A 24755-nucleotide genomic window follows, 5' to 3' on the forward strand; every position below is an offset into this window, starting at 1 on the left:
ATGACCGCACGTATTTGCTTCGCCTTCTTGGGCATACTGCTCAGTTTCAACAGCTTTGCCCAGCAGCCTGATTCCGAGCCGTTGATTCACATTATTGAAATGGAGCGATTGATCGTAACTTGGAGCCCAAACGATCAAGGTCTCGGTCGGGTCACTGCATATCCATGCCAGGACTGCCCAGCTACCAACATGACTATCGACTCCAATGCCCAACTTGAAATCGATGGCCAAATGCGCCCGATCAGCGAGCTAAAACTCAAGGTCGACTGGGTTGGAGCCATTACGGTTACCGACCAAGCACCGAATCATATCCTCAAGTTTTCTATGTACTAAGACTGGAGAAAGACTATGTTTAAACTAAGACCAGTCGCCATATGCGTCAGCGCCTTTATCTATGGAGCTATGGCTTTCAATACCGCTCTGGCTGATGATACTGAAATTTATGTACCTCGCGATGTGCCTGCTGATCAACAGGTACGTCCGAATATTCTATTTGTTCTTGACTCGTCGGGCTCCATGGGAAGCACTGTCGCAAACAGCGCAATACCGCCTAGCAAGAAAAATAGAACCCGTAACGCTGTAATGCAGGGAGTTGTGAACGACCTGATCAATGATCTAAAAGCCAAGGAAGATGTGAACGTTGGCTTTATGCGATTTGATGGAAATGATGGCGGCTATGTATTGAGTCCAGTAAAGCGATTAACGACAGCCAACGCTAGTTCAATGCAGGATGTGGTTGACGACATCCCTGCAAGTGGCAATACGCCAATGCTAGAAACTTACTACGAATCTTACCTCTATATGACCGGTCAGAATCGCGTATGGGGGGACAAAAGCGTTTCATCATCAAGAAACGGCGATAAATATATATCCCCAATTGAGCACAGCTGCCAAAAGTCGCACATCATTTATGTCACAGATGGTGAGCCCACCGTCGACCAAGGCTCTAACTCAGCAGTAAAAGCACTAGTTACAAATAAGAACACGCTCTATCCAGCATCTAGCTGCGGTAACAGTAACGGCCAATGCCTACCTCACCTCGCTGAGTTCATGGCTAATCAGGACCTATTTCCTGCACCAACACCTTTTAGTGACCCGACTAACCGCAGCCAATCGGTAACGTCTCACTTTGTTGGCTTCGCAGTCAATCTTCCACTGCTGCAAAACGCTGCTGCGGCCGGCGGTGGTAGTTACTACACATCAGACAACGTATCTGGCCTTACCGAAGCCCTTAAGGCGATCATTGTCGATATCACCGCTGAAAATACGTCCTTCGCGGCACCAAGCGTGGCTGTAAGCGCCTTCAACAACCTTGGCTTCCGAAACGATCTTTACTATGCCCTGTTCCGCCCATCAGAAGGGGCTAACTGGCCGGGTAACGTCAAGCGCTACAAACTGGGCAAGGACACTGACGGAAACCCATTGATCGTTGATCAAAACAACAATGCTGCCATAGATGACAGCACCGGCTTCTTCAGCAACAGTGCATCCAGCTTCTGGTCTGCCGCGCCGGATGGCAGCGATGTGGCCAAAGGTGGTGTAGCAGGGCGCCTGCTCGACCCTGACACACGGAATATCTTTACCTGGACAGGTGCCGACAGAACCGCGACAGCCACAACCGGCGTCACCGGCTCCGTAAGTCTCAACGCAGCTACTTATAGACTAACAACCTCGAACGGCTCACTCACCAATTCAATGCTGGGTGCCAGCAATACCACGCAAAAAGACCGGTTTATCAACTGGGCGCGGGGTAAAAATACCGACGGTACAAACCGCCTTGCAATTGCTGACGTACTGCACAACGAACCCAAGCTGGTTGCCTACGTTACCGACGAAGATCTTGCACGTGTAACCAATGCACCACTGACATCTCCAGAACAGCTGTATATGTTCTTCGGATCGAACGAAGGCTTTATTCATGCCATCGACCCTAAGACCGGTAATGAGAAATTTGCCTTTATTCCAAAAGAGCTTCTACCCAACCCTGGCGCCTATCTAACAGATGCAAAAGGTTCCAGCAGCAAGAAGTACGGCATGGACGGCCAGATAAATCTTTGGACCAAATACCGTGACGCTAATGCGGCTAATGGTGATGTAGCCGCCAAACGCCGCGTATTGGAAAAAGCCATTCTTTATGCAGGCATGCGCCGTGGCGGTAGCAATTACTACGCACTGGACGTGAGCAATATTAATGCGCCTGCCTTCAAATGGATGATCAAAGGCGCCTATGCTGCGTCGCCGACACCGGGATATGAAAAGCTTGGCTTAACCTTCTCTGCACCCAAGCTAGCAGATGTGAAAATCAACAACGTGCAGACCAAGGTGCTGATTTTCACTGGCGGTTACGATAGGGATCACGACACGATCGGCACCAATGCGCCGAAGGCTGACGGTGTCGGCAACGCGTTGTTCATTGCCGATGCTGAAACAGGCAAACTGCTCTGGCGCGCCGGTAGCAACAGCGATACAGGAGCTAACCTGCAGATCACCAGCATGACCAATAGCATGCCGGCTGACCCAACAATCGTCGATATCAATGGTGATGGCCTAGCTGACATCATCTATGCATCCGACTTACGCGGTCAGGTGTTCCGCTTTGACATCAATAATGCCAATACCGGTATCGGCCCAGCATTTGCGACTGGTGGCCGTGTTGCCCAGCTGGGTGGCAGCATTGCGGCAGACAACCGCCGCTTCTTCAGCTCGCCTGACGTAGCGCTGATTCGTGAACGAGGCGGCAAAACCTACTTCACCATATCCATCGGATCTGGCTTCCGCGAGAGCCCCCTCAACACCGACACCAACGATCGCTTCTATGTGCTGCGTGACAGCAACGTATTCAAAAAACCAAGCAGCTATACCACCATCACCGAATCTGACCTGACTAACGTCACCGGCTTCGACCTGAGCGCGGGGGACACGACAGCCATTCTGGAGGCCATTGCAGCTCTGGAAGCGCAGATGCTGAACCTCAACAATGCCGTTGATGGTGCCAGACAGAACTTCGTCGACTATCGTGCAGGCATTGGCCACACCGCCAAGCAAAATGCTGCCTCTCAGGCATTGAGCGATGCCAACGAGCGGCAAAAGCAGATCGACGAAATCCTTACTGACGACCCTTATATTGCTGATAACAACGAGAACCTCCAGCAGCAGAGCAAATTGCAGAGCAGTCTGGAAAAAGCTCAGGCGGCACTGGGCAAGTTGCAGCAACTCTATCTGGATACCCTGGCACTGGCTGACTCTGCAGATGCTGCAGCCTTGGATAGTGCACGCATCGCTGCTGACGCAGCCAATACCGCAGCAGCCAATGCCTACACGGCCGCTCAACCTATAGCGGATGCTGATGCAATTACTGCAGCAAACGCGGAAGCGGCTGCTGTGGCGGCTGAAGGCATTGCGGCTACAGCCGCTCAAGCGCAAGCGGATGCACAGCTGATCAAAGATCAGGCAGACCAAGCCTCTGCGGATGCGCTGACAGCCCAAACTGCTGCAGCAGCAGCCCTAACAGCCGCAAACACTGCTTTGGCAACTGCCAACGCTGATAAAGCTGCTTCTGCTGCTGCTTTAACCGCTGCTGGAACAGCACTTGCTGACGCACAAGCTGAAGTTGCTGCAAAGCAGATTGATGTAACTGACGCAGCAGCAGCTGCAGCTGCGGCTGCAGCTGCAGACCCCTACGATGCTGCTGCCGACTTGGCAGCCCAACAAGACCTGGCTGATGCTCAAGCAGCCCTGCTCGCGGCTGAGAATGCAGAAAGCACTGCTGTTACTGCGCTTGCCAATGCTACCTCTGCAGACACCACAGCTAAGGCAAACTTTGATGCTGCAACAACCGCAGCAAACGACGCCGCGTCAGCCAAAACTGCCGCTGATAATCTGGTCACCACAACAGCAACGGCTGCAACAACAGCAGCAAACAATTTGACTGCCGCAACCACTGACGCAACAGACAAGGCAACAGCTGCCACAAACCTACGTAACACTGCAACTACCGCCCAGGCTGCCGCAGACGCTTCAGCCCTGGATGCAGCCACCAAACTGGCCGCACGAGATGCAGCCCAAGCCGCACTTGCAGCCGCAAATCAGGCTTATGCGGACGCAGTGCTCAATGACAATAACCTTGCCGCTCTTGTGCTCACCAAAGACAAAATGGCCTATGAATATGCACGACTGACTGAACTGCAGCGCTCCTTGGATGACTCATTCGCATTCATCAAAACCAAGGAAGCAGAAGTCCTTGCTGCTAAGGCAGATCCTGCGCGCACTGATGAAGTCGCCAATCTGCAAGCCGAACTTGAAGTCTTGAGAACAGACTATGCAGATCTTGCTTTTATCGACACACGGGTAAACCTTAATGCCGGGTCGCCAAGCAAACTGGACAACTTGCTTGCAGTCGTCCAAAGCGCCCTGGATATGCCGGGAGCAACTGCCGATATCATTACAGCAACCAACTCAGCACTGACCGCCCTGGCCGCAGATGCTGACATCGGTGATCTTCCGGTCGGCTTCCCCTATAACTATGCGGACCTACTGGCTCGTACAGAAGCTGCCAAAGCAGCCACACTGAGGGCTGCTGCAACCAACAGCCAGACCATTGTGGATCAGATCGAAATCTTGCTGTCTGAGCAGGCAGCGCTGATTGCATCTGGTAATGCCTTGCAGGCCGAAGCGGATGTGCTAGCAGCACAGGCCTACAACCCTGCAAGCGCACTGCTTTCCGCAGCACAACTCACTGCACTGCAAGTGCAAACCGCACCGGAAACACCGACCTTCTTCGATGCCTACCAATTCCTGATTGATCAGGCCTTGGCCAATGCAGCAAGTACTGTCAACGGCCTGCCGTACTTGCGCGGAGAAATCGACAAGGAGTACGCCAAACTGACCCCAGGCAATAGCTACACACCCAACAGTAACTTGCTGGCCGCCAGCAAAGGTTTCTACTTGAAATTGCCGAAGGGTGAGAAGGTGCTTTCCACCTCGATCTCCTTCCGCGGCGCTGTGCTCTTCAGTACCTTCAGCCCTCGCGGACAGGCCGTTTCTACTTGTGGCTCAGACGTAGGCCGCGGACGCGCCTATGCCCTGAACCTGATTGATGCCAGCGCCTTGTATACCGAAACGGCCCCCGACGGCACCAAGAACCCGGTGCGCAGCTTTGACTTGAAACGTTCGGGTATTCCGCCAACCCCATCAGTAATTCTTTCCGAGGGCAAACCTACCGTACTCATTGGTACCGAAATCCTTCGTAATGATTGCGTGGATGGCGCCGAAATTTGTCGAGCTGGCGATGCAGTCAAGGCGACCTACTGGAGAGAGAATTGATGAAGCAACAAGGTTTCAGCCTCATAGAACTGATGATTGTGGTGGCGATAGTCGGCATCCTTGCCGCCATCGCTTACCCGAGTTACCAGAACTATGTATTACGTTCTGGCCGGGCTGACGGTCAGGCCAAACTAATGGAAATACTCCAAGCCCAAGAACGCTTCTATTCACAGAACCAGACCTATACGACCAATTTGGGAGCAGGGGGATTGGGCTATGGTGTTGCTGCCGATGCAGCAGTTGCGTCCGACGAGCGTCGATACAACATCACCGCATTAGCATGCGGGGGTAGCACCATTGCTCGCTGCGTAGTCCTGACGGCTGCTCGTGTCGGCGCTCAGCTACAGGATAACGAATGCGGCAACCTGACATTGGATAGCCGTGGAACCAAAGGTGCCACTAACGTGGAACGCTGCTGGTAAAACACTCAAGCAATAAAAAGGGTCGGCAATGCCGACCCTTTTCTTTTTCACTTCCGCTCACACCTGCCTGACCCGCAACTCCTTCGGCATCGAAAACGTCACATTCTCAGGCCGTCCCTGCAGCTCTTGCGCCCCTGTTGCGCCCCATTCGCTCAATTGCTGGATAACACCCTGCACCAGCACCTCTGGTGCAGATGCACCCGCAGTAATGCCAATGCCCGTCATACCTGCAAACCACTCCTGCTTGAGATCTTCTGCCCCATCAATCAGGTAGGCAGGCGTGCCCATGCGCTCAGCGAGTTCGCGTAAACGGTTGGAGTTGGAGCTGTTGGGACTACCGACCACCAGCAGCACGTCGCATTCAGCTGCGAGCTGTTTGACGGCGTCTTGGCGGTTTTGGGTGGCGTAGCAGATGTCATCCTTGCGCGGGCCGCCGATGGCGGGGAATTTGCTGCGCAGAGCGTCGATGACTTTGCTGGTGTCGTCCATCGACAGGGTGGTCTGAGTGACGAAAGCCAACGCTTCAGGATTACGTACCTGCAGTTCAGCTACGTCGTTTTCATCCTCGACCAGATAAATCGTGCCGCCGTTGCTGGCGTCGTATTGACCCATGGTGCCTTCGACTTCCGGGTGGCCTTCGTGGCCGATGAGGATGCATTCGCGCCCCTCGCGGCTGTAGCGCACCACTTCCATATGCACCTTGGTCACCAGCGGGCAGGTGGCATCGAAGATTTTCAGACCACGGCGCTCGGCCTCGTTGCGCACAGCCTGGGAGACGCCATGGGCGCTGAAGATTACGATGACATCGTCAGGAATCTGATCCAGCTCTTCGACGAAGATTGCGCCGCGCGAACGCAGGTCTTCAACCACAAACTTGTTATGCACCACTTCATGGCGCACATAGATCGGTGGACCGAAGACTTCCAGGGCGCGGTTGACGATTTCAATGGCGCGGTCGACGCCGGCACAGAAGCCACGGGGATTGGCGAGTTTGATATGCATGGCGGTATCTCGACGGTAGACCTTGCGGGCTAGTGTACGGCGCGGCCGCACGCACTGGGAAAGCAATCTGTGTAAGCCGCCGTGATCGCGAGGATCACGCGGGAACACGCAAGACGAAAGCCGCTCCCACAGGAGCGAGCTAAACCTTAGAGCGCTTTGACCTCAATAATTTCAACATCGAAGCTCAGCGCTTTGCCGGCCAACGGGTGGTTGAAGTCGATTGTCACCTTGGCGTCATCAAACGCTTTAACCACGCCTGGCAACTCGGCATTGGCCGCGTCGTTGAAGATCACCAGTAGGCCTTCCGACAGCTCCATATCCTGAAACTGGCTGCGCGGCATAACCTGGATATTCTGCGGATTACCCTGACCGAAGCCCTGCTCCGGACTGATCGGCAGGCTGCGTTTGTCGCCCGCTTTCAAGCCATAGATGGCCTGCTCAAAGCCTGGCAGCAGGTTGCCGTCGCCAACCTTGAAGGTGGCGGGATTTTTATCAAAGGTGCTGTCCACCACATCGCCGTTGTCCAGCTTGAGGGCGAAATGCAGGGTCACCTGCTTATCCGGGCCGATACGCACGTCAGTCATTTGCCTGTTTCTCCGGACTTTTCGCTTTTGAACATATCCAATGCCAGCAGAATGGCACCGCCGGTAATCGCCATATCAGCCACGTTGAAGGCTGGGAAGTACCACTGCTGATGCCAGTGCAGCAGGATGAAGTCGACCACATGGCCAAACACCACGCGATCGACCAGGTTACCCAGTGCACCACCCAGAACTAACGCCAACGCCACCGCAAGCCAGGTTTCGCCAGGCTTGAGGCGCTTGAGCCAGACCACCAGGACTCCGCTCACCACCACGGCAATCGCGGCAAAGAACCAGCGCTGCCAGCCTGCGGCATCGGCCAGGAAGCTGAATGCCGCACCGGTGTTGTAAGCCAGGGTCCAGCTAAAGTAATCGGGGATGATCACGATCTGCTGGTACATGCTCAGGTTGTTGTCGAACCAGAACTTGCTCGCTTGATCGACTACAAACACCAACAGACTCAGCCACAACCAGGCCAAACGCCCGAAACGACTAGCGTTATCACGCATAGTGACGAACCTCACCTGCGCCTTCGATGTTGTCCACGCAGCGACCGCAAATTTCCGGATGCGCTGGGTTCACCCCAACGTCCTCGCGGTGATGCCAGCAACGGGCGCACTTGGCATGCCCGGACTTCAGCACTTTGAGCTTGAGCCCCGCGACTTCGGTTTCCACAGCATCACTCGGCGCGCTGGCGAGCGGCGCCAGGCTGGCGGTGGAAGTGATCAGCACAAAGCGCAGCTCGTTGCCCAGTTTGTTCAGATCAGCAATCAGGCTGTCTTCGGCATACAGGGTGACTTCCGCCTGCAGGTTGCCGCCGATGGCCTTGGCTGCACGCAGGTTTTCCATCTCCTTGTTTACCGCGACCTTGACCGCCATCACGCGCTCCCAGAACGCACGATCCAGCTCGAAGCCTTCCGGCAGCTCGTTCAGGCCCTGATACCAGCCATTGAGCATTACCGACTCGTTACGCGCACCGGGCAGGTATTCCCACAGCTCATCGGCGGTGAAAGACAACACCGGAGCGATCCAGCGCACCAGGGCTTCGGCGATGTGGAACAGCGCGGTCTGGCAGGAGCGACGCGCCACGCTGTCGGCGGCGGTGGTGTACTGACGGTCCTTGATAATATCGAGGTAGAAACCGCCCAGCTCCTGCACGCAGAAGTTGTGCACTTTCTGGTAAACGTTCCAGAAGCGATAGCTGTCGTAGGCTTCTTCGATTTCTCGCTGCAGCAACAGGGCGCGATCTACGGCCCAACGATCCAGCGCCAGCATGTCTTCCGCAGGCAGCAGGTGCTGCGCCGGGTCGAAGCCGCTGAGGTTGGAGAGCAGGAAGCGCGCGGTGTTGCGGATACGCCGGTAGGAATCGGCGCTGCGCTGCAGGATGACCTTGGACACCGCCATCTCGCCCGAATAGTCGGTGGACGACACCCACAGACGCAGGATGTCGGCGCCCAGGCTGTCATTCACTTCCTGCGGAGCGACTACGTTGCCCAGCGACTTGGACATCTTGCGACCGTTCTCGTCGACCACAAAACCGTGGGTCAGCAGCTCTTTGTACGGCGCGTGGCCGTCGATGGCCGCGCCCGTCAACAACGAGGAGTGGAACCAGCCGCGGTGCTGGTCGGAGCCTTCCAGGTACAGGTCGGCACGCGGGCCACTGGCATGGCCCAGGTTGTGCGAACCGCGCAGCACGTGCCAGTGAGTAGTACCGGAGTCGAACCAGACGTCCAAGGTGTCGCTGATCTTGTCGTAGTCAGCGGCCTCATCGCCGAGCAGCTCGGCGGCGTCCAGCTTGAACCAGGCCTCAATGCCTTCCTGCTCAACGCACTTGGCCACGTCCTCCATCAACTCGGCAGTGCGCGGATGCAGTTCACCCGTAGCCTTGTGCAGGAAGAACGGAATTGGCACACCCCAGTTGCGCTGACGCGAGATGCACCAGTCCGGACGCCCAGCAATCATGCTGTGTAGGCGAGCCTGCCCCCACGCAGGGACAAACTGGGTTTGCTCGATGGCTGCCAGCGCGCGCTCGCGCAGGGTGCCGCCTTCATTAGGCTGCTTGTCCATACCGACGAACCACTGCGCCGTGGCGCGGTAGATCAGCGGGGTCTTGTGGCGCCAGCAATGCATGTAGCTGTGCTGGATGACTTCGTGCTTGAGCAGCGCGCCGACTTCGTCCAGCTTGGCGACGATGGCCGGGTTGGCCTTCCAGATAAACTGGCCGCCAAAGAACGGCAGATCGCTGACATACACGCCGTTGCTCTGCACCGGGCTGAGGATATCGTCGTTGCTCATGCCGTAGCCTTTGCAGGAACGGAAGTCGTCCTCACCATAGGCAGGCGCCGAGTGCACCACGCCAGTACCGGCGCCCAACTCAACGTAGTCGGCCAGATAGACCGGGGCAAAGCGCTCATAGAACGGATGACGGAAGCGGATCAGCTCCAGCGCCGCGCCTGGCGCGGTGGCGATGACTTCGCCATGCAGGCCATAACGGGCCAGACAGCCCTCTACCAGCTCTTCGGCCAGCAGCAGCAGACGCTCGCCGGTATCGACCAGCGCATAGGTAAATTCAGGGTGGACGTTAAGTGCCTGGTTAGCCGGGATAGTCCATGGAGTGGTAGTCCAGATCACGATGGAAGCCGGTTTCGGCAAGCTGGCCAGGCCAAAGGATGCGGCCAGTTTGTCAGCATCCTCAACCACGAAGGCCACGTCGATGGCGTCGGACTTCTTGTCCTGATACTCGACCTCAGCCTCTGCCAGCGCGGAACCGCAGTCGAAACACCAGTTGACCGGTTTCAGACCCTTGAACACAAAACCCTGTTTGACCATCTCGGCCAGCGCGCGGATCTCGCCGGCTTCGTTGGCAAAGTCCATGGTCTTGTACGGGTTGTCCCAGTCGCCCAGCACACCGAGGCGAACGAAGTCGGCTTTCTGCCCTTCGATCTGCTCGGCGGCGTAGGTGCGGCAGCGCTCGCGGGTCAAGTCGGACGGCTGATTCTTGCCGAAGGTGGTTTCCACCTTGTGCTCGATCGGCAGGCCGTGACAGTCCCAGCCCGGCACATAAGGGGCGTCGAAGCCGGCCAGGGTCTTGGAACGGATGATGATGTCCTTGAGGATCTTGTTGACCGCATGACCGATGTGGATGCTGCCGTTGGCATAGGGTGGGCCGTCGTGCAGGACGAACTTCGGCCGGCCTTCGCCTTGCGCGCGCAGCTTCTGATACAGGCCAATCTCGTTCCAGCGCTGCAGAATCTGCGGCTCGCGCTGCGGCAGACCGGCTTTCATCGGGAATTGGGTATCAGGCAGATTCAGCGTGGCTTTGTAGTCGGTCATTTCAGGCTCTTCGTAAGCGATTGGCACCCGGCAGTTGAAACCGGGGCTTAAACGCGCCAATGGGCACGGGCGGCAGCAATATCGGCAGCAATTGCCGTCTTCAATGCCTCAAGGGAGGCGAAACGCTGCTCATCGCGCAGCTTGTGGTGGAAAGCCACCGTCAAACGCCGGCCATATAAATCACCGGCAAAGTCCAGCAAATGCACTTCCAGATGAGCGCGACCATCACCGGCCACGCTCGGGCGCACACCAATGTTGGCCACACCCGGCCAGGTTTGGCCGTCAATCTCGGTGCTGACCAGGTACACGCCCTTGAGCGGCACCCGCTTGCGCTTGAGCTGCACATTGGCAGTCGGCGCATTCAGCTGACGCCCCAGCTTCTGCCCGTGCAACACCCGTCCGGCAATCTGGAAAGGTCGCCCGAGCAGGTGCTGCGCCAAGGCAAAATCACCGGCATCAAGGGCTTCACGTACCCGCGTACTGCTGACGCGAATACCGTCCAGCTCAACCGTGCTGGCAGCCTCGACGCTGAAGCCTTCGCGCTCACCGGCCTCGGCCAGAAAGGCAAAGTCACCGGCGCGGTCACAGCCGAAGCGAAAGTCGTCACCCACTTCCAGATGCTGCACACCCAGGCCTTCCACCAGCACACGATGCACGAACTCAGCCGCGCTCAACTCACGCAAGCGGCGGTTGAAACTCAGGCACAGCACTCGATCAACGCCTTCGGCAGCCAGCAGAGCCAACTTGTCGCGCAACCGCGCCAGGCGCGCCGGTGCTACATCAGGTGCAAAAAACTCGCGCGGCTGCGGCTCGAAAATCAGCACGCAACTGGGCACGCCAAGCTCGGCGGAACGCTCACGCAAACGCGCCAAAATGGCCTGATGACCACGATGGACGCCGTCGAAATTCCCGATGGTGGCGACACAGCCCCGATGCTGGGGCCGCAAGTTGTGTAGGCCTCGAACCAGCTGCATAACGCGCTTCTTGCTCATAAAGTGGCCGATTATACGCACACCGAGCAGCGGACAACAGGCAGCAAATCAGCTGCAACTCAAAGCGCACTGCGGCGAGCAAAATCCTTCAAACGGAACCCCAGCAGCGCCAACACGGCCAAATAGGCCAACATACCCACACCCACAAGCCCGCCCAGGCGCAGCAAACGCCAGAGCATAGTGCTGTCCGCCCAAGCTGGTAGCTGCTGCATAGCCAGCAGTAACACCGCCACCATCGCCAGCAGCGCCAGCAAAAGCTTGCCGAGGAACAACGCCCAACCCGGCTGTGGCTGGAACATGTCGCGCTTGCGTAGCTGCCAGTACAAAAGCCCTGCATTCAGACAGGCGGCCAGACCGATGGCCAAAGCCAAACCGGCATGCGCCAAGGGAATCACAAAGATAAACAGCACGTTCATCGCCTGGGTCGCCAACAATGTCACCAGACCGATACGCACCGGGGTTTTGATGTTCTGCTGGGCGTAGAAGGCAGGCGCAAGAATTTTCACCAGAATGATGCCGACCAGCCCCAGCGAGTAAGCAACCAAGGCCCGCTGGGTCATCAAGGTATCGTCAGCGGTGAACTTGCCGTACTGGAACAGCGAGGCGATCAACGGCTCGGAGATAATCGCCAACGCCAACGCACTGGGCAGCGCCAACACCAGACACAAACGCAGCCCCCAGTCGAGCAGCTTGGAATAGTCCTCACGACTGGCGCTTGCATGGGTTTTCGACAAGGCCGGCAGCAGAATGGTGCCTAACGCCACACCGAGCACACCAGCAGGCAACTCCATCAAACGATCGGCGTAGTACATCCAGGACACTGAGCCTGCCACCAGAAAGGAGGCAAAAATCGTATTGATGATCAGCGAAATCTGGCTGACCGACACCCCGAAGATCGCCGGCCCCATCTGCTTCATCACGCGCCATACACCTGTGTCCTTGAGGTTCAGACGCGGCAGCACCAGCATGCCGATCTTGTGCAAATGCGGCAGCTGGAACAGCAACTGCGCCAAGCCCCCCACCAGCACCGCCCAGCCCAGCGCCATGATTGGCGGATCGAAATAGGGGGTCAGAAACAGGGCGAAGACGATCATGCTGACGTTGAGCAGAGTCGGCACAAAGGCCGGCACCGAGAACCTGTTCCAGGTATTGAGCACAGCCCCCGCCAGCGAGGACAGGGAGATCAGCAAGATATAAGGAAAGGTCACCCGCAGCAGGTCGGTGGTTAGCTCAAAGCGCTCCGCCTCATCAGCGAAACCAGGGGCGGAGGCCCAGACAATCCACGGCGCGGCGAGAATGCCAATAAAAGTTACCAGCGCCAGCACCAGCGTCAGCAGGCCTGTCACGTAAGCGAGAAACGTGCGCGCCGCCTCATCGCCCTGCTGGGTTTTATATTCGGCCAGAATCGGCACAAAGGCTTGAGAGAACGCGCCCTCGGCAAAAATCCGCCGCAGCAGATTGGGCAGCTTGAACGCCACCACAAAGGCGTCCGAGGCCACGCCCGCGCCGAAGGTACGGGCAATGATGGTGTCGCGCACAAAGCCCAATACACGCGAAAGCATGGTCATGGAGCTGACGGCGGCCAACGACTTGAGCAAATTCATGTAGTATCCCGGCTCCGCAAACAAGCACTGGCGCGCAAAGGCGACGAGTGTAGCGGTCTGCCGCTGGTCAGGCCAGCACAGGGAAAAGCCAACAGGCTTGACAGCACTCCCTCATATCGGCATGATTCGCGGCCTTATTTGTTTGTAACCCCCAGAATTTTTCTTCGAGGAGCTTGACGGTGGCCAATACACCTTCTGCCAAAAAACGCGCAAAACAGGCTGAGAAGCGTCGTAGCCATAACGCCAGCCAGCGCTCGATGGTTCGTACTTACATCAAGAACGTCGTCAAGGCTATCGAAGCCAAAGACGCTGCTCTTGCAGCTACTGCTTACACCCTGGCTGTGCCGGTAATCGACCGTATGGCCGACAAAGGCATCATCCACAAGAACAAAGCCGCTCGCCATAAGAGCCGCCTCAATGGCCACATCAAGGCCCTGAGCGCTGCTGCAGCTGCCTAAGCTGTTTGCGACACGCTACTCGTTCTTGAAAAACCGGCTTAACCGCCGGTTTTTTATTGTCCGCAATAATTGCTGGCGCAGCCTGCAACGCCCAGAGACAATCGCCACCGGTGGCAAACCACAAAAAAGCCCGAATCACTTCGGGCTTTTTTTGCTTCAGGGCTTTTGCGGCCAGGGCAGAATCGGAATGGCCGTCACCGCATTCTGCGGACTCCCCTCGATTACCCGATCGCTGTAGACCAGATAAACCAGGGTATTGCGCTTCTGATCGAAGAACCGCACGACCTGCATGGTCTTGAATACCAGCGAGGTACGCTCACGAAACACCTCCTCGCCCTCCTTGAGCTTTTCCAGGAAGCTGATCGGGCCAACCTGGCGACAGGCAATCGACGCCTCGGCACGATCCTCGGCCAGGCCCAGACCACCCTTGACGCCACCGGTCTTGGCCCGCGACAGGTAGCAGGTCACGCCCTCCACCTTAGGGTCATCAAACGCCTCGACGACGATTTTGTCGTTCGGCCCCATAAACTTGAAAACCGTCGACACTTCACCGATCTGCTCGGCCGCCGCCAATCCAGGCAACAGCACAAGCGCACCCAGCAATCCCTTAACCAATCGCATCAGCCTTCCCTCAAAACCCATTCAAAGTCTCGCGAGCTAGAGCCATGCAAGGCAAAAACAAGCGAGGAAGCGGAGTGTACTTTTGTACATGAGCATTCTGAGCCTGTTTTTAACGCAGCAGGGCCGACGCGCAGCAGGCTTTGTGCAGGCTTTCAAATCAGGATCAAATTATCCCGATGAACCAACTCGGGCTCATCAACATAACCCAGCAGCCTCTCGATGGCATCCGACGACTGACCGATGATCTTTTGCGCCTCAAGCGCACTGTAGTTAGCCAACCCACGGGCAATCTCGCGGCCATCCGCCGCCACGCAGACCACCATCTCACCGCGGCGAAAGCTGCCCTGTACGGCCTTTACGCCAACTGGCAACAAGCTCTTGGTCCCGGTCGCCAGCGCCTTGACCGCACCATCATCCAGCACCAGAGTGCCGCGCGTCTGCAAATGCCCGGCTAGCCACTGCTTACGCGCTGCCAGCATACCGCGCTCAGGCGCCAGCAGCGTACCCAGGCGCTCGCCCGCCTTGAGCCGCGCCAACACCTGCTCAATGGCACCACCAACGATTACCGTATGAGCACCGGAACGCGCCGCCAAACGCGCCGCGCGCAGCTTGGTCTGCATACCGCCACGTCCGAGCGCACCACCCACGCCACCCGCCACAGCATCCAGCGCCGGATCATCGGCGCGCGCCTCGAAAATCAGCTCGGCATCAGGGTTATGCCGCGGATCGGCGTTATACATGCCGTCGCGATCAGTAAGAATTACCAACAGGTCGGCCTCGACCAGATTGGCCACCAGCGCAGCCAGGGTGTCGTTATCACCAAAGCGGATCTCATCGGTAACCACGGTGTCGTTCTCGTTGATCACCGGCACCACATCCAGATCCACCAGCGTGCGCAACGTGCTACGCGCATTCAGGTAACGCTTGCGATCAGACAGATCGTCATGGGTCAGCAGAATCTGCGCCGTGCGCCGGCCATGCTCGGCAAAGCTCGACTCCCACGCCTGAATCAGCACCATCTGGCCAATCGCCGCAGCCGCCTGCAGCTCATGCATGGCGCTCGGCCGCGCACTCCAGCCCAACTTGCTCATGCCCGCCGCCACCGCCCCGGATGACACCAGCACCAGCTCCACGCCCTGCTCACGCAGCGCGACCATCTGCTTGACCCAAACCGCCATAGCCGCACGATCCAAACCACGACCATCAGCGGTCAGCAGGGCACTGCCAATCTTCACTACCCAGCGCTGCGCACCGGTTACCTTGTCACGCATGATCTTCCAACCTTAGCCGCGACCTGTGATTACAAAAACGCCGCAATTAAGCGGCGTTTTGTAGTTGCTTAATCCCGGACGTAAATGATTTCCGGGCCATCATCTTCGTCTTCTTCATCCCAGAAGCTGTCGTCTTCATCAACATCACCGACTGCCTTGACCCCGGAACGACGCAGCGCGCGCTTGTCGTCCAGCGCCTGCAGCTGAGCGCGCGCTTCGTCCTCGATGCGCGTATCCAGCTCGGCCAACTCGGCGGCGTACTCTGGGTTTTCCTGAATGCGCTCGGCGCGCGCCTCAAGGAAGTCCATGATGTCATAACAGAGCTTCTCAGTGCCCTGGCGCGCCAGGGCAGAAATTACATAAACCGGCCCAGTCCACTCGATCCGCGCGACGATTTCAGCAATCCGCGCCTCCTGCTCTTCATCGAGCATCTGGTCAGCCTTGTTCAGCACGAGCCAGCGCTCACGCTCAGCCAGCGACGGACTGAACTTGGTCAGCTCATCAATAATGGTGGCGGCCGACTCAGCTGGATCGGTCAGATCCAGCGGCGCCATATCAACAAGATGCAGCAACAGACGGGTACGCGACAAATGCTTCAGGAAGCGGATGCCCAAACCAGCACCGTGAGAAGCACCCTCGATCAGCCCCGGAATGTCTGCAACCACAAAGTTTTTGTAGCGATCGACACTGACCACACCCAGGTTCGGCACCAGGGTAGTGAAGGGATAGTCAGCGACTTTCGGCTTGGCGGCCGACACGGAGCGAATGAAGGTGCTCTTGCCGGCATTCGGCAAGCCCAGCAGGCCTACATCGGCCAACACCTTCAATTCCAGCTTGAGATCGCGCGACTCGCCCGGCTTGCCCGGCGTGGTTTGCCGTGGCGCACGGTTGGTACTGGACTTGAAGCGGGTATTACCCAGACCATGCCAACCGCCCTGCGCCACCATCAAACGCTGACCAGCGCGAACCAAGTCACCAATCACCTCCTGAGTGCCGGCATCGATCACCGTGGTACCAATCGGCACCGGCAGGATCAGATCCTCCCCCTTGGCACCGGTACAGTCGGTGCTGCCACCCTTCTCACCATTCTGCGCCTGGAAACGACGGGTATAGCGGTAATCCACTAGAGTATTGAAGTTCTCGACCGCCTCGATATACACCGAGCCACCATCACCGCCATCACCACCGTTGGGACCGCCCTTCTCGATGAACTTTTCACGACGAAAAGCCATCATGCCGTTACCGCCGTCGCCGGCTTTTACAAAAATCGATACTTCATCGACGAATTTCATTTTTACGCCTCCCGCAATCACGCGGGTCATCTAAACCGAGAAACACCAGGTTCTTGCAAAATTGACCTGCATTCAAATCGAACGCTAACACCCAGGACAGTTTGGCAAGAACCCCAAGAATACAGAAACAAAAAAGCCCCGTCGCAAGGACGGGGCTTTCCCAGCAGTCGCGCTATTAAGCCGCAACGACGCTCACGTAACGGCGGTTGAACGCGCCTTTTACTTCAAACTTGATCACGCCTTCGATTTTCGCGAAGAGGGTGTGATCTTTACCCATGCCAACGCCGTAACCGGCGTGGAACTGGGTGCCGCGCTGACGCACGATGATGTTGCCTGCTTTGATAGCCTGGCCGCCATACATCTTCACGCCAAGGCGTTTGGCTTCTGAGTCGCGACCGTTGCGGGTACTACCGCCAGCTTTTTTGTGTGCCATGAGTTCAATACTCCTATAAAGGGATCAGACCGAAACGAATCAGGCCTGGATACCGGTGATTTTGATCTCGGTGTACCACTGACGGTGGCCCTGGCGCTTCATGTGGTGCTTACGACGACGGAACTTGATGATGGTGACCTTGTCGTGACGACCTTGAGCGATCACTTCAGCAACAACTTTGGCACCTTCAACAACCGGAGCGCCGATTTTAACGTCGTCGCCATTGCCGATCAGCAGAACACGGTCAAAAGTCACAGCTGTGCCAGTGGCCAGCTCGAGTTTTTCGACCTTGAGGAATTCGCCTTCGGTGACTTTGTATTGCTTGCCACCAGTAACAATTACTGCGTACATGGTAAATCTCCGTTAATCCTGCTCACCCAGCGCTTTATAGGAATAAGTGTCGGCTGGCATGGCTGCTTGGGGCCGGAAGGACACCCTTGCAATTGCGTAAGGCAGGGAAATACCCAGGGGGAAGTTCAGGGTGCGCGATTGTACGCAAGCAATCGACACCATGCAAGTGCGCCAAGCGCTTGCCTTGACAGCCCCTACCCTGCCCCCTAGCATGCCGCGCAACCCATGAGTAGCAGGTGCAAGCGATGCAACCCCAGGCTTTCTACCGCGTGGTGGCGGATGACTTTACCGCCGTCGACGGCATCATCCGCGCGCAACTGGTGTCGCGAGTCCCTCTGGTCGAGAAAATCGGCGACTATATTATCTCCGCTGGCGGCAAACGCCTGCGGCCGTTGCTGGTTCTGCTCAGCGGCAAGGCCCTGGGCATAGAGGGCGACAACCTGCGCCTGCTCGCTGCCACCATCGAATTTCTGCACACCGCCACCTTGCTGCACGACGACGTGGTCGACATGTCAGACATGCGCCGCGGCCGCAGCACCGCCAATGCCCAGTGGGGCAACGCGCCAAGCGTACTGGTCGGCGACTTCCTTTATTCGCGCTCCTTCGAAATGATGGTCGAACTTGGCTCCATGCCGGTGATGAAGATCCTTTCAAAGGCCACGCGCGTGATTGCCGAAGGCGAAGTGCTGCAGCTGTCGAAGATCCGCGACGCCAGCACCACCGAAGAAACCTACATGGAAGTCATCCGCGGCAAGACTGCGATGCTCTTCGAAGCCTCGACCCACAGCGCCGCAGCACTGGCGGGTGCCAACACCGAACAGACCGAAGCGCTGCGCACCTTTGGCGACCACCTCGGCGTGGCCTTCCAGCTGGTCGACGACCTGCTCGACTACCGTGGTGATGCCACTACCTTGGGCAAGAACGTCGGCGACGACCTGGCCGAGGGCAAGCCGACCCTGCCGCTGATCTACACCATGCGCGAAGGGACGCCTGAACAAGCTGCACTGGTACGCCAGGCGATCCAGAAAGGCGGCATCGAAGACCTGGAAAGCATCCGTAATGCCGTAGAAGCGGCTGGGGCACTGGACTACACCGCACAGCAAGCGCGTGACTTCGCCGAGCGCGCCATCACTTGCCTGGATGCGCTGCCCGCCAGCGAATACCGCGACGCACTGATCGAACTCAGCCGCTTTGCCGTAGCCCGCACGCACTAAAGTTTCCCAGGACAGACAAAAGCCCGCCCATATGGCGGGTTTTTTATTACCTGCGATGCACAGCAATCACACCGCGCGACGAAAGGCAGCAATTAATCCTTGCTATAAACATAATAAGAATTATTCTCATCCAACCACTTGAAAGGGAGATGAGTCATGACCTATCTGATCGATGCCTGGCTGGACCGCCCGCAGCCGTATCTACGCATTCTCAATCGCAATACCGGCGAGGTTTGCGCCCTGCTTAAGGAAGATGCCCTGGATGAGCTGCGTGATCAGGGCGATCTGGATCTGCACGAGCTGAACTCCAGTGAGCCGCTGGTGCTTAAGGAATTGGTGCGTAATTTGTTTCTCTACTGCTACGCCCGGGCATTGCGCCCTTGAGTATCTGGGCTTAAACGCATCGCGGGCATGGCCCGCTCCTACACCAGACTTGCTGGAACCTCGTAGGAGCGGGCCATGCCGGCGAAGGAAAGCGCCTGAAACGTTAGAGAACGTCCAGCAGCTCCACATCAAACACCAGCACGCTGTGCGGCGGGATGCTGCCCACGCCTTGCTCGCCGTAAGCCAGCTCGCTCGGCACGTACAGGCGCCATTTGCTGCCGGCATTCATCAGCTGCAGCGCTTCGGTCCAGCCGGCTATCACGCCGCCAACCGGAAACTCGGCAGGCTGACCACGATCGTAGGAGCTGTCGAATACAGTGCCGTCGATCAGGGTGCCGTGGTAGTGCGTGCGCACTGTATCTTCGCGAGAAGGCTTGGCACCTTCGCCGGCGGTCAGCACTTCGTACTGCAGGCCAGAAGCCAGAACGGTGATGCCGTCACGCTTGGCATTTTCAGCGAGGAACGCCAGACCCGCACCGGCCGCCGCTTCGGCCTTGGCAGCCGCTTCGGCTTGCATGATGTCACGGATGACTTTGAAGCTAGCGGTCAGTTCTGCTTCGCTGACACGGCTTGGCTGGCCGGAGAAGGCATCGGTGATACCGGCGATGATGGCGTCCAGGCTGGCACCCGGCGGCGGGTTGTCGCGCAGCTGACCACCCAGCTGACGGCCAATGCCGTAGCTGACGCGGGTTTCGTCAGTCGAGAGATTGAGTTCGGACATAGCACGGCTCCGCTAGGGCTAAAAAAGGTCGGCCAGCCTAGCACAAACCGCCTGGCCGCCCTACCCGCCGGCAGCGCCCTGACGATGACGCCGACAGCGCTCGGAGCAGTACTTCACCTCATCCCAGCAGCGCGCCCACTTCTTGCGCCAGGTGAAGGGCAGACCACACACCGCACAGGTTTTGACCGGCAATTCGGCCTTTTTCACAGCACCTCGCCGGCATCCAGCCGCGCCAGCAACTGCTCGCCGCGTGCCCACAGGCCTTGTTGTTTGGCCTCAGTCATCTTATCCAGGCCACGGTAGATCATGCCCAACCGATGGTTACCCGAAAGCTTCTCGCGGTGGCGCATGAGGAAATGCCAGTACAGCGCATTGAACGGGCAAGCCTGCTCACCCACGCTTTCCGTGACCTTGTAGGCGCAGTCGCCGCAGTAGTTGGACATCCGTTTGATGTACTGACCACTGGCGCAATAGGGCTTGGAGCCCAGGTAGCCGCCATCGGCGTGCATGACCATGCCCAGGGTGTTGGGCAGCTCGACCCAATCGAAGGCATCCATGTACACCGCCAAGTACCAGTCGCAAACCTGGCCGGGCTGGATACCGGCCAGCAGGGCGAAGTTGCCGGTGACCATCAGCCGCTGGATGTGGTGGGCATAGGCATGCTCCAGCGTTTGGCCGATGGCCTGACTCATGCATTTCATGCGGGTCTTGCCGGTCCAGTAGAACTCCGGTAACGGCCGAGTGTTGCCGAAGGCATTGCGCTCGGCATACTCCGGCATGTGCATCCAGTAGATGCCGCGCACGTATTCGCGCCAACCAATCAACTGCCGGATAAAGCCCTCGGCAGCGTTCAGCGGCACCTGGCCACGCCAGTAGGCTGCCTCGACATCAGCACACAGCCTTCTTACATCCAGCAGACCAATATTCAGCGCCGCGCTGATCCGCGCATGGAACAGAAACGGCTCACCGACTGCCATGGCGTCCTGGTAATCGCCAAAAGCCGGTAGGGCGAAATCGAGAAAATGCTGCCACAGCGCGTCGGCCTCGACATGGGTCACCGGGTAATCGAAAGCCGCCAGACTGCCGTAGTGATGACTGAAGCGCTCGGCAACCAGCACCAGCACCTCCTGAGTTATGGTGTCCGCCGGGAAGCGTGCCGTCATCGGCGCCTTGATCTGCTTGGGCAGTGCCTTACGGTTTTCCGCGTCAAAGTTCCACGCACCGCCCACCGGGGTACCGTCACCATTGAGCAGCAAACCGGTCTTGCGGCGCATCTCGCGGTAGAAAAACTCCATACGCAGCTGTTTGCGCCCCTCGGCCCACTGTACAAACTCGTCACGACCACAGATAAAGCGGCTGTCGGCATGCCAGGTGATCGGCACGCCGCTGCGCTTCAACTGATCTTCCAGCCGCCACTCACCACACTCGGTGACATGCACTTCAGTCGCCTGCAACTGCGCGGCCCAGCGCAGCAACTCTCCCGGCAGCGAGCCGCTGTTGTCCGGGTCGTCCAGTGCTACGTACTGCACGCGCCAACCGCGCTCGCGCAATGCCTCGGCAAAGTGACGCATGGCACTGAAGATCAGCGCAATTTTCTGCGGGTGGTGCGGCACATAGTCCGTTTCGGCGGCCACCTCTGCGAGCAAAACCGCATCCTGCTGCGGGTCCAGAGCCTGCAGACTGGGCAGATCGAAAGACAGCTGATCACCCAGTATCAGGGCGAGCCGGCGAGTGGTCATAACACAACAACCTCGGTGTTTGGGCAGCGCCGTAAATGGCTCAGCACGATGTGGTAGGCATCCAAACTGAATGCCTGGGATGGCTGCTGACTGACGGAATGAAGCAAGGCCGGGTCATCGACCGTGGCCAGGTAGCGCCACTGATCCAACACATGCCACTGCGAGAGCCCATGTTCAGGATCACGCTCAACCAGCGCGACAGTCCCCGGCCAGGGCCATGCCACCGTACGCAGCTGTTCGCAGGCGGCCAGCAGCCGGGCATCATGCGCAGCACGAGGCTCTTGCCCGCAGCAGGCGCCCTGACAGCCGCTCAGTTGAGTGGCAAAGCACGCGCCCATGCCCGCTTCCAGACCGATCAGGCGTAAACACAACTGATGCTTGCGCGCCTGGCTGCGCAGCCAGTCCTGAGCCTGACGCCGTGAGCGGAATAAACCGACACTGCTGTCAATCGGTGCATGGGCGTCGACAGTCTGCAATGCCAGCTGCCAACCGCCCGGAGACTGGCTAAGGCTCCACGTCAGCAGTTCACGCTGGCGCCGCAGTTGCCGGTTATACAACGGCAAAAGCCGCTTGACCTCCGCAGCCTCCAGCAACAGCGCACCCAGCTCGCCGGCCGTAGGCTGCACGCGCACCTCACGGATCTGCTGAGCCACCTGCAGGCTTCGACGGCTGTGGTGATCATTCTGGAAATGCGACTGCACACGCTGGCGCACATTAAGGCTCTTACCGATGTACAGCAGCGCCTGGTTGTCGCCATAAAAGTAGTAAACACCCGGCCGCGCAGGCAGCGCTTGCAATCGCTCAGCACTGAGGAACCGAGGGACTGCCGCTTTGCGTAGTTGGCGTTGCACTTGAACGTCCAGTAGCTCAGCGGGCACCTGCGATTGCAAACTGGAGAGCAACTGCCAAACGGCATCGGCGTCCGGTAGTGCGCGATGACGGAAGAAACGCCGGATCTGTTGACGCTCACACAGCGCCTCCAGACTGTAATCCGGTAAATCCGGCCAGGCGGCACGCGCGAGCCGCACGGTGCACAACTGCCGGTAACGCACCGACAGGCCTGCGAGAGTGAAGGCCCGCCGCAAAAATGCATGCGCCACACGCAGGTTGTGCCCGACCACCACCCGCCCTTCCAGCAACCGGGACAGCTCGCCAGCAATCTCGGCAAACACAGGCTGCTCGTCCAACTCTGCCGGTAACACACCTGACAGCCTCGAAACAGTGCGGGGCAGCGCACATGCGGGCTTTAACAACCAGGAGTGGCGCGCCACCACCGAACCCGCCTCGACCTGCAACACAGCAATCTCCCAGATGTAGTCCTTGTCAGGATGCATGCCGGTGATTTGCACATCGATAACAGCCAGCGGGCGAGCAAGCAGCGGGGTTGTGGGGTTCAAGGCATTACCAGGACGAATTGAAGGAAATCGGTACGCGCAGGGTGTCCTGGGTGCCGTCCTGCATGCCGCACATCTCGTCATGCACCACAGCGTGCACCAGGTGGAACGGGATACGCGGTAAGTCGTGCAGCAGGTCGCGCGCATGCTCAACAGAGCGCAGGTGCAAGGTTTTGCCTTGGCCATCGTTGAGTGGATGGACCCGACCATCCATGTGCGCTTCCAACAAGTAGATGCCGCCCTCAATCGAGATCAGGTTGAGGGCGTCGATATTTCCGGAATGGGCATGCTGTGACAGCTCTTGAAGATTCATGGCTACGTCCTCGGGCAAGCAAAGCTATACAAAAATCTATACAAATACAATTCTTGTACAACACAGCAAAAGCACAAGGCACAAAGCAAACCGCCCGTCCGTTTTGCAACGGCCGGGCGGCAGGTCCAGCGGCAGACGATCAGTGATCGTGCTTGGTGAGCTTGTCCAGGTAGCCCATGGCAAACGCCGAGAGCACAAAGGCCATATGGATGATCACGTACCACATCAGCTTGGTATCGGGGATGTTCTGCGCATTCATGAACACTTTGAGCAGATGAATGGAGGAGATCGCCACAATGGAAGCCGCCACTTTCATCTTCAGCGAGCTGGAATCCATCTTGCCCAACCAGCTGAGCTTCTCGGTGCCTTCCTTGATATCCAATTGGGAAACGAAGTTCTCGTAACCGGAGATCATCACCATCACCAGCAGACCGCCCACCAGCGCCATATCGATCAGCGACAACAGCACCAGAATCAGGTCTGCTTCAGCCATGGCAAAGACGTTGGGCAGGATGTGAAAAACTTCCTGAAAGAACTTCAACGCCAGCGCCAACAGGGCCAGCGACAGGCCGAAATAGATGGGCGCCAGCAGCCAACGCGAGGCATACATGGCATTTTCGATAATGCGTTCCATAAGGACTCACTCAGGGTTCAAGACTGCCGGCGAGTATACCCAGCGCCCCCGCCCAGACAACCCTGGCGTGTGGCAATCAAGGCTCGTTGCAGTTATCCCCGACAACTGTGGATAACCTTGTGGGCAGGCTCAGGATGAATGACTGCACGCTTGCACGACAGCGGCTTCCAGGAGGCTGGTCAGAAACTCGCCAGACGCCTGCTCAGGTGTCTGGATGGCGCTGGCAGTCGCGCAGTGGATGGCCACGATCACCGTTTAGGCGACGCAACTCCGCCTGGATATGCAGGCGCCAGATCGGCACATCAGCGGCTTGCTCATAGCCCATGCCCTGCAGGTTTTCAGCGATATCGACAAGGATGCTTTCAGCAGCAAAAGCCCCGTGGAATGGGCCTTGTGCCTTAATCGTGGAAGGCTGCGCCCCAGCCATGCCTGCCGCACAAATCAGCGTCCAAAGGCCGTTGTTACCGGCCAGCGGCAACACCACGCATTCAATACGGGTGTCCAGGCCCAAGCAGTGACGGGTGAGATTGAGGCTGCGCACCATGGCGACGACCCTCTCGGGAGCAGGTCTTCAGCCTACACCCGAGCGAGCGCCACTGGGAAGCCAACAGTTATCCCCGCTTGCTGTGGATAACTGTGTGGATGAAGTGAGGAAAAGCCGGCCTGAGCCAGGC

At 57.9% G+C, this 24755-nt stretch carries 24 protein-coding genes; 6 read left to right on the plus strand and 18 right to left on the minus strand.

Annotated features, from left to right (window positions below):
- From ALTER154_RS05330 to ALTER154_RS05340, 3 genes are read left to right on the plus strand one after another with little or no spacing between them, the layout of a single operon-like run.
- Positions 1-333: a hypothetical protein gene (locus ALTER154_RS05330; RefSeq protein WP_160085548.1), complete on the plus strand. Its 333-nt coding sequence runs from the start codon at positions 1-3 to the stop codon at positions 331-333.
- A 15-nt stretch (positions 334-348) separates the two neighbouring features.
- The gene (locus ALTER154_RS05335; RefSeq protein ID WP_160085549.1) at positions 349-5322 is read left to right on the plus strand and encodes a pilus assembly protein; all 4974 of its coding nucleotides are present in this window, start codon (positions 349-351) and stop codon (positions 5320-5322) included.
- The gene (locus ALTER154_RS05340) at positions 5322-5744 is read left to right on the plus strand and encodes a type IV pilin protein (protein ID WP_160085550.1); all 423 of its coding nucleotides are present in this window, start codon (positions 5322-5324) and stop codon (positions 5742-5744) included. The genes ALTER154_RS05335 and ALTER154_RS05340 overlap by 1 nt, the downstream gene beginning before the upstream one ends.
- A 57-nt stretch (positions 5745-5801) precedes the next feature.
- Here the strand turns inward: ALTER154_RS05340 and ispH are convergent, their stop codons facing one another.
- The 6 genes from ispH to murJ all read right to left on the minus strand — a co-directional run bounded on the left by ispH (position 5802) and on the right by murJ (position 13256).
- Positions 5802-6746, minus strand: a complete 945-nt coding sequence (gene ispH, locus ALTER154_RS05345) for a 4-hydroxy-3-methylbut-2-enyl diphosphate reductase (protein WP_160085551.1) — start codon at positions 6744-6746, stop codon at positions 5802-5804.
- A gap of 146 nt (positions 6747-6892) precedes the next feature.
- Positions 6893-7330, minus strand: a complete 438-nt coding sequence (locus tag ALTER154_RS05350) for a peptidylprolyl isomerase (RefSeq protein WP_160085552.1) — start codon at positions 7328-7330, stop codon at positions 6893-6895.
- Positions 7327-7836, minus strand: a complete 510-nt coding sequence (gene lspA / locus ALTER154_RS05355; protein ID WP_160085553.1) for a signal peptidase II — start codon at positions 7834-7836, stop codon at positions 7327-7329. Before lspA ends, ALTER154_RS05350 begins: the two co-directional genes overlap by 4 nt.
- A complete protein-coding gene (gene ileS / locus ALTER154_RS05360; RefSeq protein ID WP_160085554.1) occupies positions 7829-10660 on the minus strand; it encodes an isoleucine--tRNA ligase in 2832 nt (943 codons plus the stop codon). The genes lspA and ileS overlap by 8 nt, the downstream gene beginning before the upstream one ends.
- Positions 10661-10707: 47 nt before the next feature.
- On the minus strand, positions 10708-11634 hold the full coding sequence (gene ribF / locus ALTER154_RS05365) for a bifunctional riboflavin kinase/FAD synthetase (protein ID WP_167142779.1): 927 nt from the start codon (positions 11632-11634) through the stop codon (positions 10708-10710).
- A 77-nt stretch (positions 11635-11711) separates the two neighbouring features.
- Positions 11712-13256, minus strand: coding sequence for a murein biosynthesis integral membrane protein MurJ (gene murJ / locus ALTER154_RS05370; RefSeq protein WP_160085556.1), 1545 nt, complete (start codon positions 13254-13256; stop codon positions 11712-11714).
- Positions 13257-13435: 179 nt separating this feature from the next.
- Between murJ and rpsT the strand changes: the two genes are divergently transcribed.
- Positions 13436-13714 carry a 30S ribosomal protein S20 gene (rpsT, locus tag ALTER154_RS05375; protein WP_160085557.1) on the plus strand — a complete coding sequence of 93 codons (279 nt, stop codon included), beginning with the start codon at positions 13436-13438 and terminating at the stop codon, positions 13712-13714.
- Between the two features lie 156 nt (positions 13715-13870).
- Here rpsT and ALTER154_RS05380 read toward each other — a convergent pair whose 3' ends face one another.
- From ALTER154_RS05380 to rplU, 5 genes are all read right to left on the minus strand, one after another.
- Entirely contained in the window at positions 13871-14335 is a 465-nt protein-coding gene (locus ALTER154_RS05380; RefSeq protein WP_160085558.1) for a CreA family protein, read from the minus strand.
- Positions 14336-14487: 152 nt separating this feature from the next.
- Positions 14488-15606 carry a glutamate 5-kinase gene (gene proB / locus ALTER154_RS05385; protein ID WP_160085559.1) on the minus strand — a complete coding sequence of 373 codons (1119 nt, stop codon included), beginning with the start codon at positions 15604-15606 and terminating at the stop codon, positions 14488-14490.
- A 68-nt stretch (positions 15607-15674) separates the two neighbouring features.
- Positions 15675-16898, minus strand: coding sequence for an Obg family GTPase CgtA (cgtA, locus tag ALTER154_RS05390; protein WP_090249412.1), 1224 nt, complete (start codon positions 16896-16898; stop codon positions 15675-15677).
- A 175-nt stretch (positions 16899-17073) separates the two neighbouring features.
- Complete coding sequence (rpmA, locus tag ALTER154_RS05395; protein ID WP_085584170.1) at positions 17074-17331, minus strand: 50S ribosomal protein L27; 258 nt, start codon at positions 17329-17331, stop codon at positions 17074-17076.
- Between the two features lie 39 nt (positions 17332-17370).
- Entirely contained in the window at positions 17371-17682 is a 312-nt protein-coding gene (gene rplU, locus ALTER154_RS05400; protein ID WP_160085560.1) for a 50S ribosomal protein L21, read from the minus strand.
- A gap of 245 nt (positions 17683-17927) precedes the next feature.
- On the opposite strand from rplU, the gene ALTER154_RS05405 reads away from it, so the two are divergent.
- Together ALTER154_RS05405 and ALTER154_RS05410 are read left to right on the plus strand one after the other, a co-directional pair.
- Positions 17928-18896, plus strand: a complete 969-nt coding sequence (locus tag ALTER154_RS05405) for a polyprenyl synthetase family protein (protein ID WP_160085561.1) — start codon at positions 17928-17930, stop codon at positions 18894-18896.
- A gap of 156 nt (positions 18897-19052) precedes the next feature.
- Positions 19053-19280 (plus strand): hypothetical protein, encoded by a 228-nt coding sequence (locus ALTER154_RS05410; protein ID WP_090249418.1) that lies wholly within the window; start codon positions 19053-19055, stop codon positions 19278-19280.
- Between the two features lie 103 nt (positions 19281-19383).
- Here ALTER154_RS05410 and ALTER154_RS05415 read toward each other — a convergent pair whose 3' ends face one another.
- The 7 genes from ALTER154_RS05415 to ALTER154_RS05445 all read right to left on the minus strand — a co-directional run bounded on the left by ALTER154_RS05415 (position 19384) and on the right by ALTER154_RS05445 (position 24625).
- Positions 19384-20001, minus strand: a complete 618-nt coding sequence (locus ALTER154_RS05415; protein WP_160085562.1) for an FKBP-type peptidyl-prolyl cis-trans isomerase — start codon at positions 19999-20001, stop codon at positions 19384-19386.
- A 60-nt stretch (positions 20002-20061) separates the two neighbouring features.
- Entirely contained in the window at positions 20062-20208 is a 147-nt protein-coding gene (locus ALTER154_RS05420) for a DUF2256 domain-containing protein (RefSeq protein WP_160085563.1), read from the minus strand.
- Positions 20205-21740 (minus strand): cryptochrome/photolyase family protein, encoded by a 1536-nt coding sequence (locus tag ALTER154_RS05425; RefSeq protein ID WP_160085564.1) that lies wholly within the window; start codon positions 21738-21740, stop codon positions 20205-20207. Before ALTER154_RS05425 ends, ALTER154_RS05420 begins: the two co-directional genes overlap by 4 nt.
- Positions 21737-23137, minus strand: coding sequence for a 3'-5' exonuclease family protein (locus ALTER154_RS05430; protein WP_256665588.1), 1401 nt, complete (start codon positions 23135-23137; stop codon positions 21737-21739). Before ALTER154_RS05430 ends, ALTER154_RS05425 begins: the two co-directional genes overlap by 4 nt.
- Before the next feature lie 4 nt (positions 23138-23141).
- Positions 23142-23447 (minus strand): DUF6482 family protein, encoded by a 306-nt coding sequence (locus ALTER154_RS05435; protein WP_090249432.1) that lies wholly within the window; start codon positions 23445-23447, stop codon positions 23142-23144.
- Between the two features lie 139 nt (positions 23448-23586).
- On the minus strand, positions 23587-24081 hold the full coding sequence (locus ALTER154_RS05440; RefSeq protein ID WP_090249435.1) for a TIGR00645 family protein: 495 nt from the start codon (positions 24079-24081) through the stop codon (positions 23587-23589).
- A gap of 202 nt (positions 24082-24283) precedes the next feature.
- Complete coding sequence (locus ALTER154_RS05445) at positions 24284-24625, minus strand: hypothetical protein (protein WP_090249438.1); 342 nt, start codon at positions 24623-24625, stop codon at positions 24284-24286.
- Positions 24626-24755: the final 130 nt, after the last annotated feature.

The organism is Pseudomonas sp. 9AZ (assembly GCF_902506525.1).
Lineage (GTDB): Bacteria > Pseudomonadota > Gammaproteobacteria > Pseudomonadales > Pseudomonadaceae > Aquipseudomonas > Aquipseudomonas peli.

Excerpts from the sequence above, each read along its gene's own strand:
- ileS (WP_160085554.1), bottom strand. The coding sequence starts at position 10,660 with ATGACCGACTACAAAGCCACGCTGAATCTGCCTGATACCCAATTCCCG.
- rpmA (WP_085584170.1), bottom strand. The coding sequence starts at position 17,331 with ATGGCACACAAAAAAGCTGGCGGTAGTACCCGCAACGGTCGCGACTCA.
- ALTER154_RS05445 (WP_090249438.1), bottom strand. The coding sequence starts at position 24,625 with ATGGTGCGCAGCCTCAATCTCACCCGTCACTGCTTGGGCCTGGACACC.
- ALTER154_RS05340 (WP_160085550.1), top strand. The coding sequence starts at position 5,322 with ATGAAGCAACAAGGTTTCAGCCTCATAGAACTGATGATTGTGGTGGCG.
- ribF (WP_167142779.1), bottom strand. The coding sequence starts at position 11,634 with ATGCAGCTGGTTCGAGGCCTACACAACTTGCGGCCCCAGCATCGGGGC.
- ALTER154_RS05440 (WP_090249435.1), bottom strand. The coding sequence starts at position 24,081 with ATGGAACGCATTATCGAAAATGCCATGTATGCCTCGCGTTGGCTGCTG.
- ALTER154_RS05350 (WP_160085552.1), bottom strand. The coding sequence starts at position 7,330 with ATGACTGACGTGCGTATCGGCCCGGATAAGCAGGTGACCCTGCATTTC.
- cgtA (WP_090249412.1), bottom strand. The coding sequence starts at position 16,898 with ATGAAATTCGTCGATGAAGTATCGATTTTTGTAAAAGCCGGCGACGGC.
- ALTER154_RS05415 (WP_160085562.1), bottom strand. The coding sequence starts at position 20,001 with ATGTCCGAACTCAATCTCTCGACTGACGAAACCCGCGTCAGCTACGGC.
- ALTER154_RS05330 (WP_160085548.1), top strand. The coding sequence starts at position 1 with ATGACCGCACGTATTTGCTTCGCCTTCTTGGGCATACTGCTCAGTTTC.
- rplU (WP_160085560.1), bottom strand. The coding sequence starts at position 17,682 with ATGTACGCAGTAATTGTTACTGGTGGCAAGCAATACAAAGTCACCGAA.
- ALTER154_RS05410 (WP_090249418.1), top strand. The coding sequence starts at position 19,053 with ATGACCTATCTGATCGATGCCTGGCTGGACCGCCCGCAGCCGTATCTA.
- ispH (WP_160085551.1), bottom strand. The coding sequence starts at position 6,746 with ATGCATATCAAACTCGCCAATCCCCGTGGCTTCTGTGCCGGCGTCGAC.
- ALTER154_RS05435 (WP_090249432.1), bottom strand. The coding sequence starts at position 23,447 with ATGAATCTTCAAGAGCTGTCACAGCATGCCCATTCCGGAAATATCGAC.
- murJ (WP_160085556.1), bottom strand. The coding sequence starts at position 13,256 with ATGAATTTGCTCAAGTCGTTGGCCGCCGTCAGCTCCATGACCATGCTT.
- ALTER154_RS05335 (WP_160085549.1), top strand. The coding sequence starts at position 349 with ATGTTTAAACTAAGACCAGTCGCCATATGCGTCAGCGCCTTTATCTAT.
- ALTER154_RS05405 (WP_160085561.1), top strand. The coding sequence starts at position 17,928 with ATGCAACCCCAGGCTTTCTACCGCGTGGTGGCGGATGACTTTACCGCC.
- ALTER154_RS05380 (WP_160085558.1), bottom strand. The coding sequence starts at position 14,335 with ATGCGATTGGTTAAGGGATTGCTGGGTGCGCTTGTGCTGTTGCCTGGA.
- proB (WP_160085559.1), bottom strand. The coding sequence starts at position 15,606 with ATGCGTGACAAGGTAACCGGTGCGCAGCGCTGGGTAGTGAAGATTGGC.
- lspA (WP_160085553.1), bottom strand. The coding sequence starts at position 7,836 with ATGCGTGATAACGCTAGTCGTTTCGGGCGTTTGGCCTGGTTGTGGCTG.
- ALTER154_RS05425 (WP_160085564.1), bottom strand. The coding sequence starts at position 21,740 with ATGACCACTCGCCGGCTCGCCCTGATACTGGGTGATCAGCTGTCTTTC.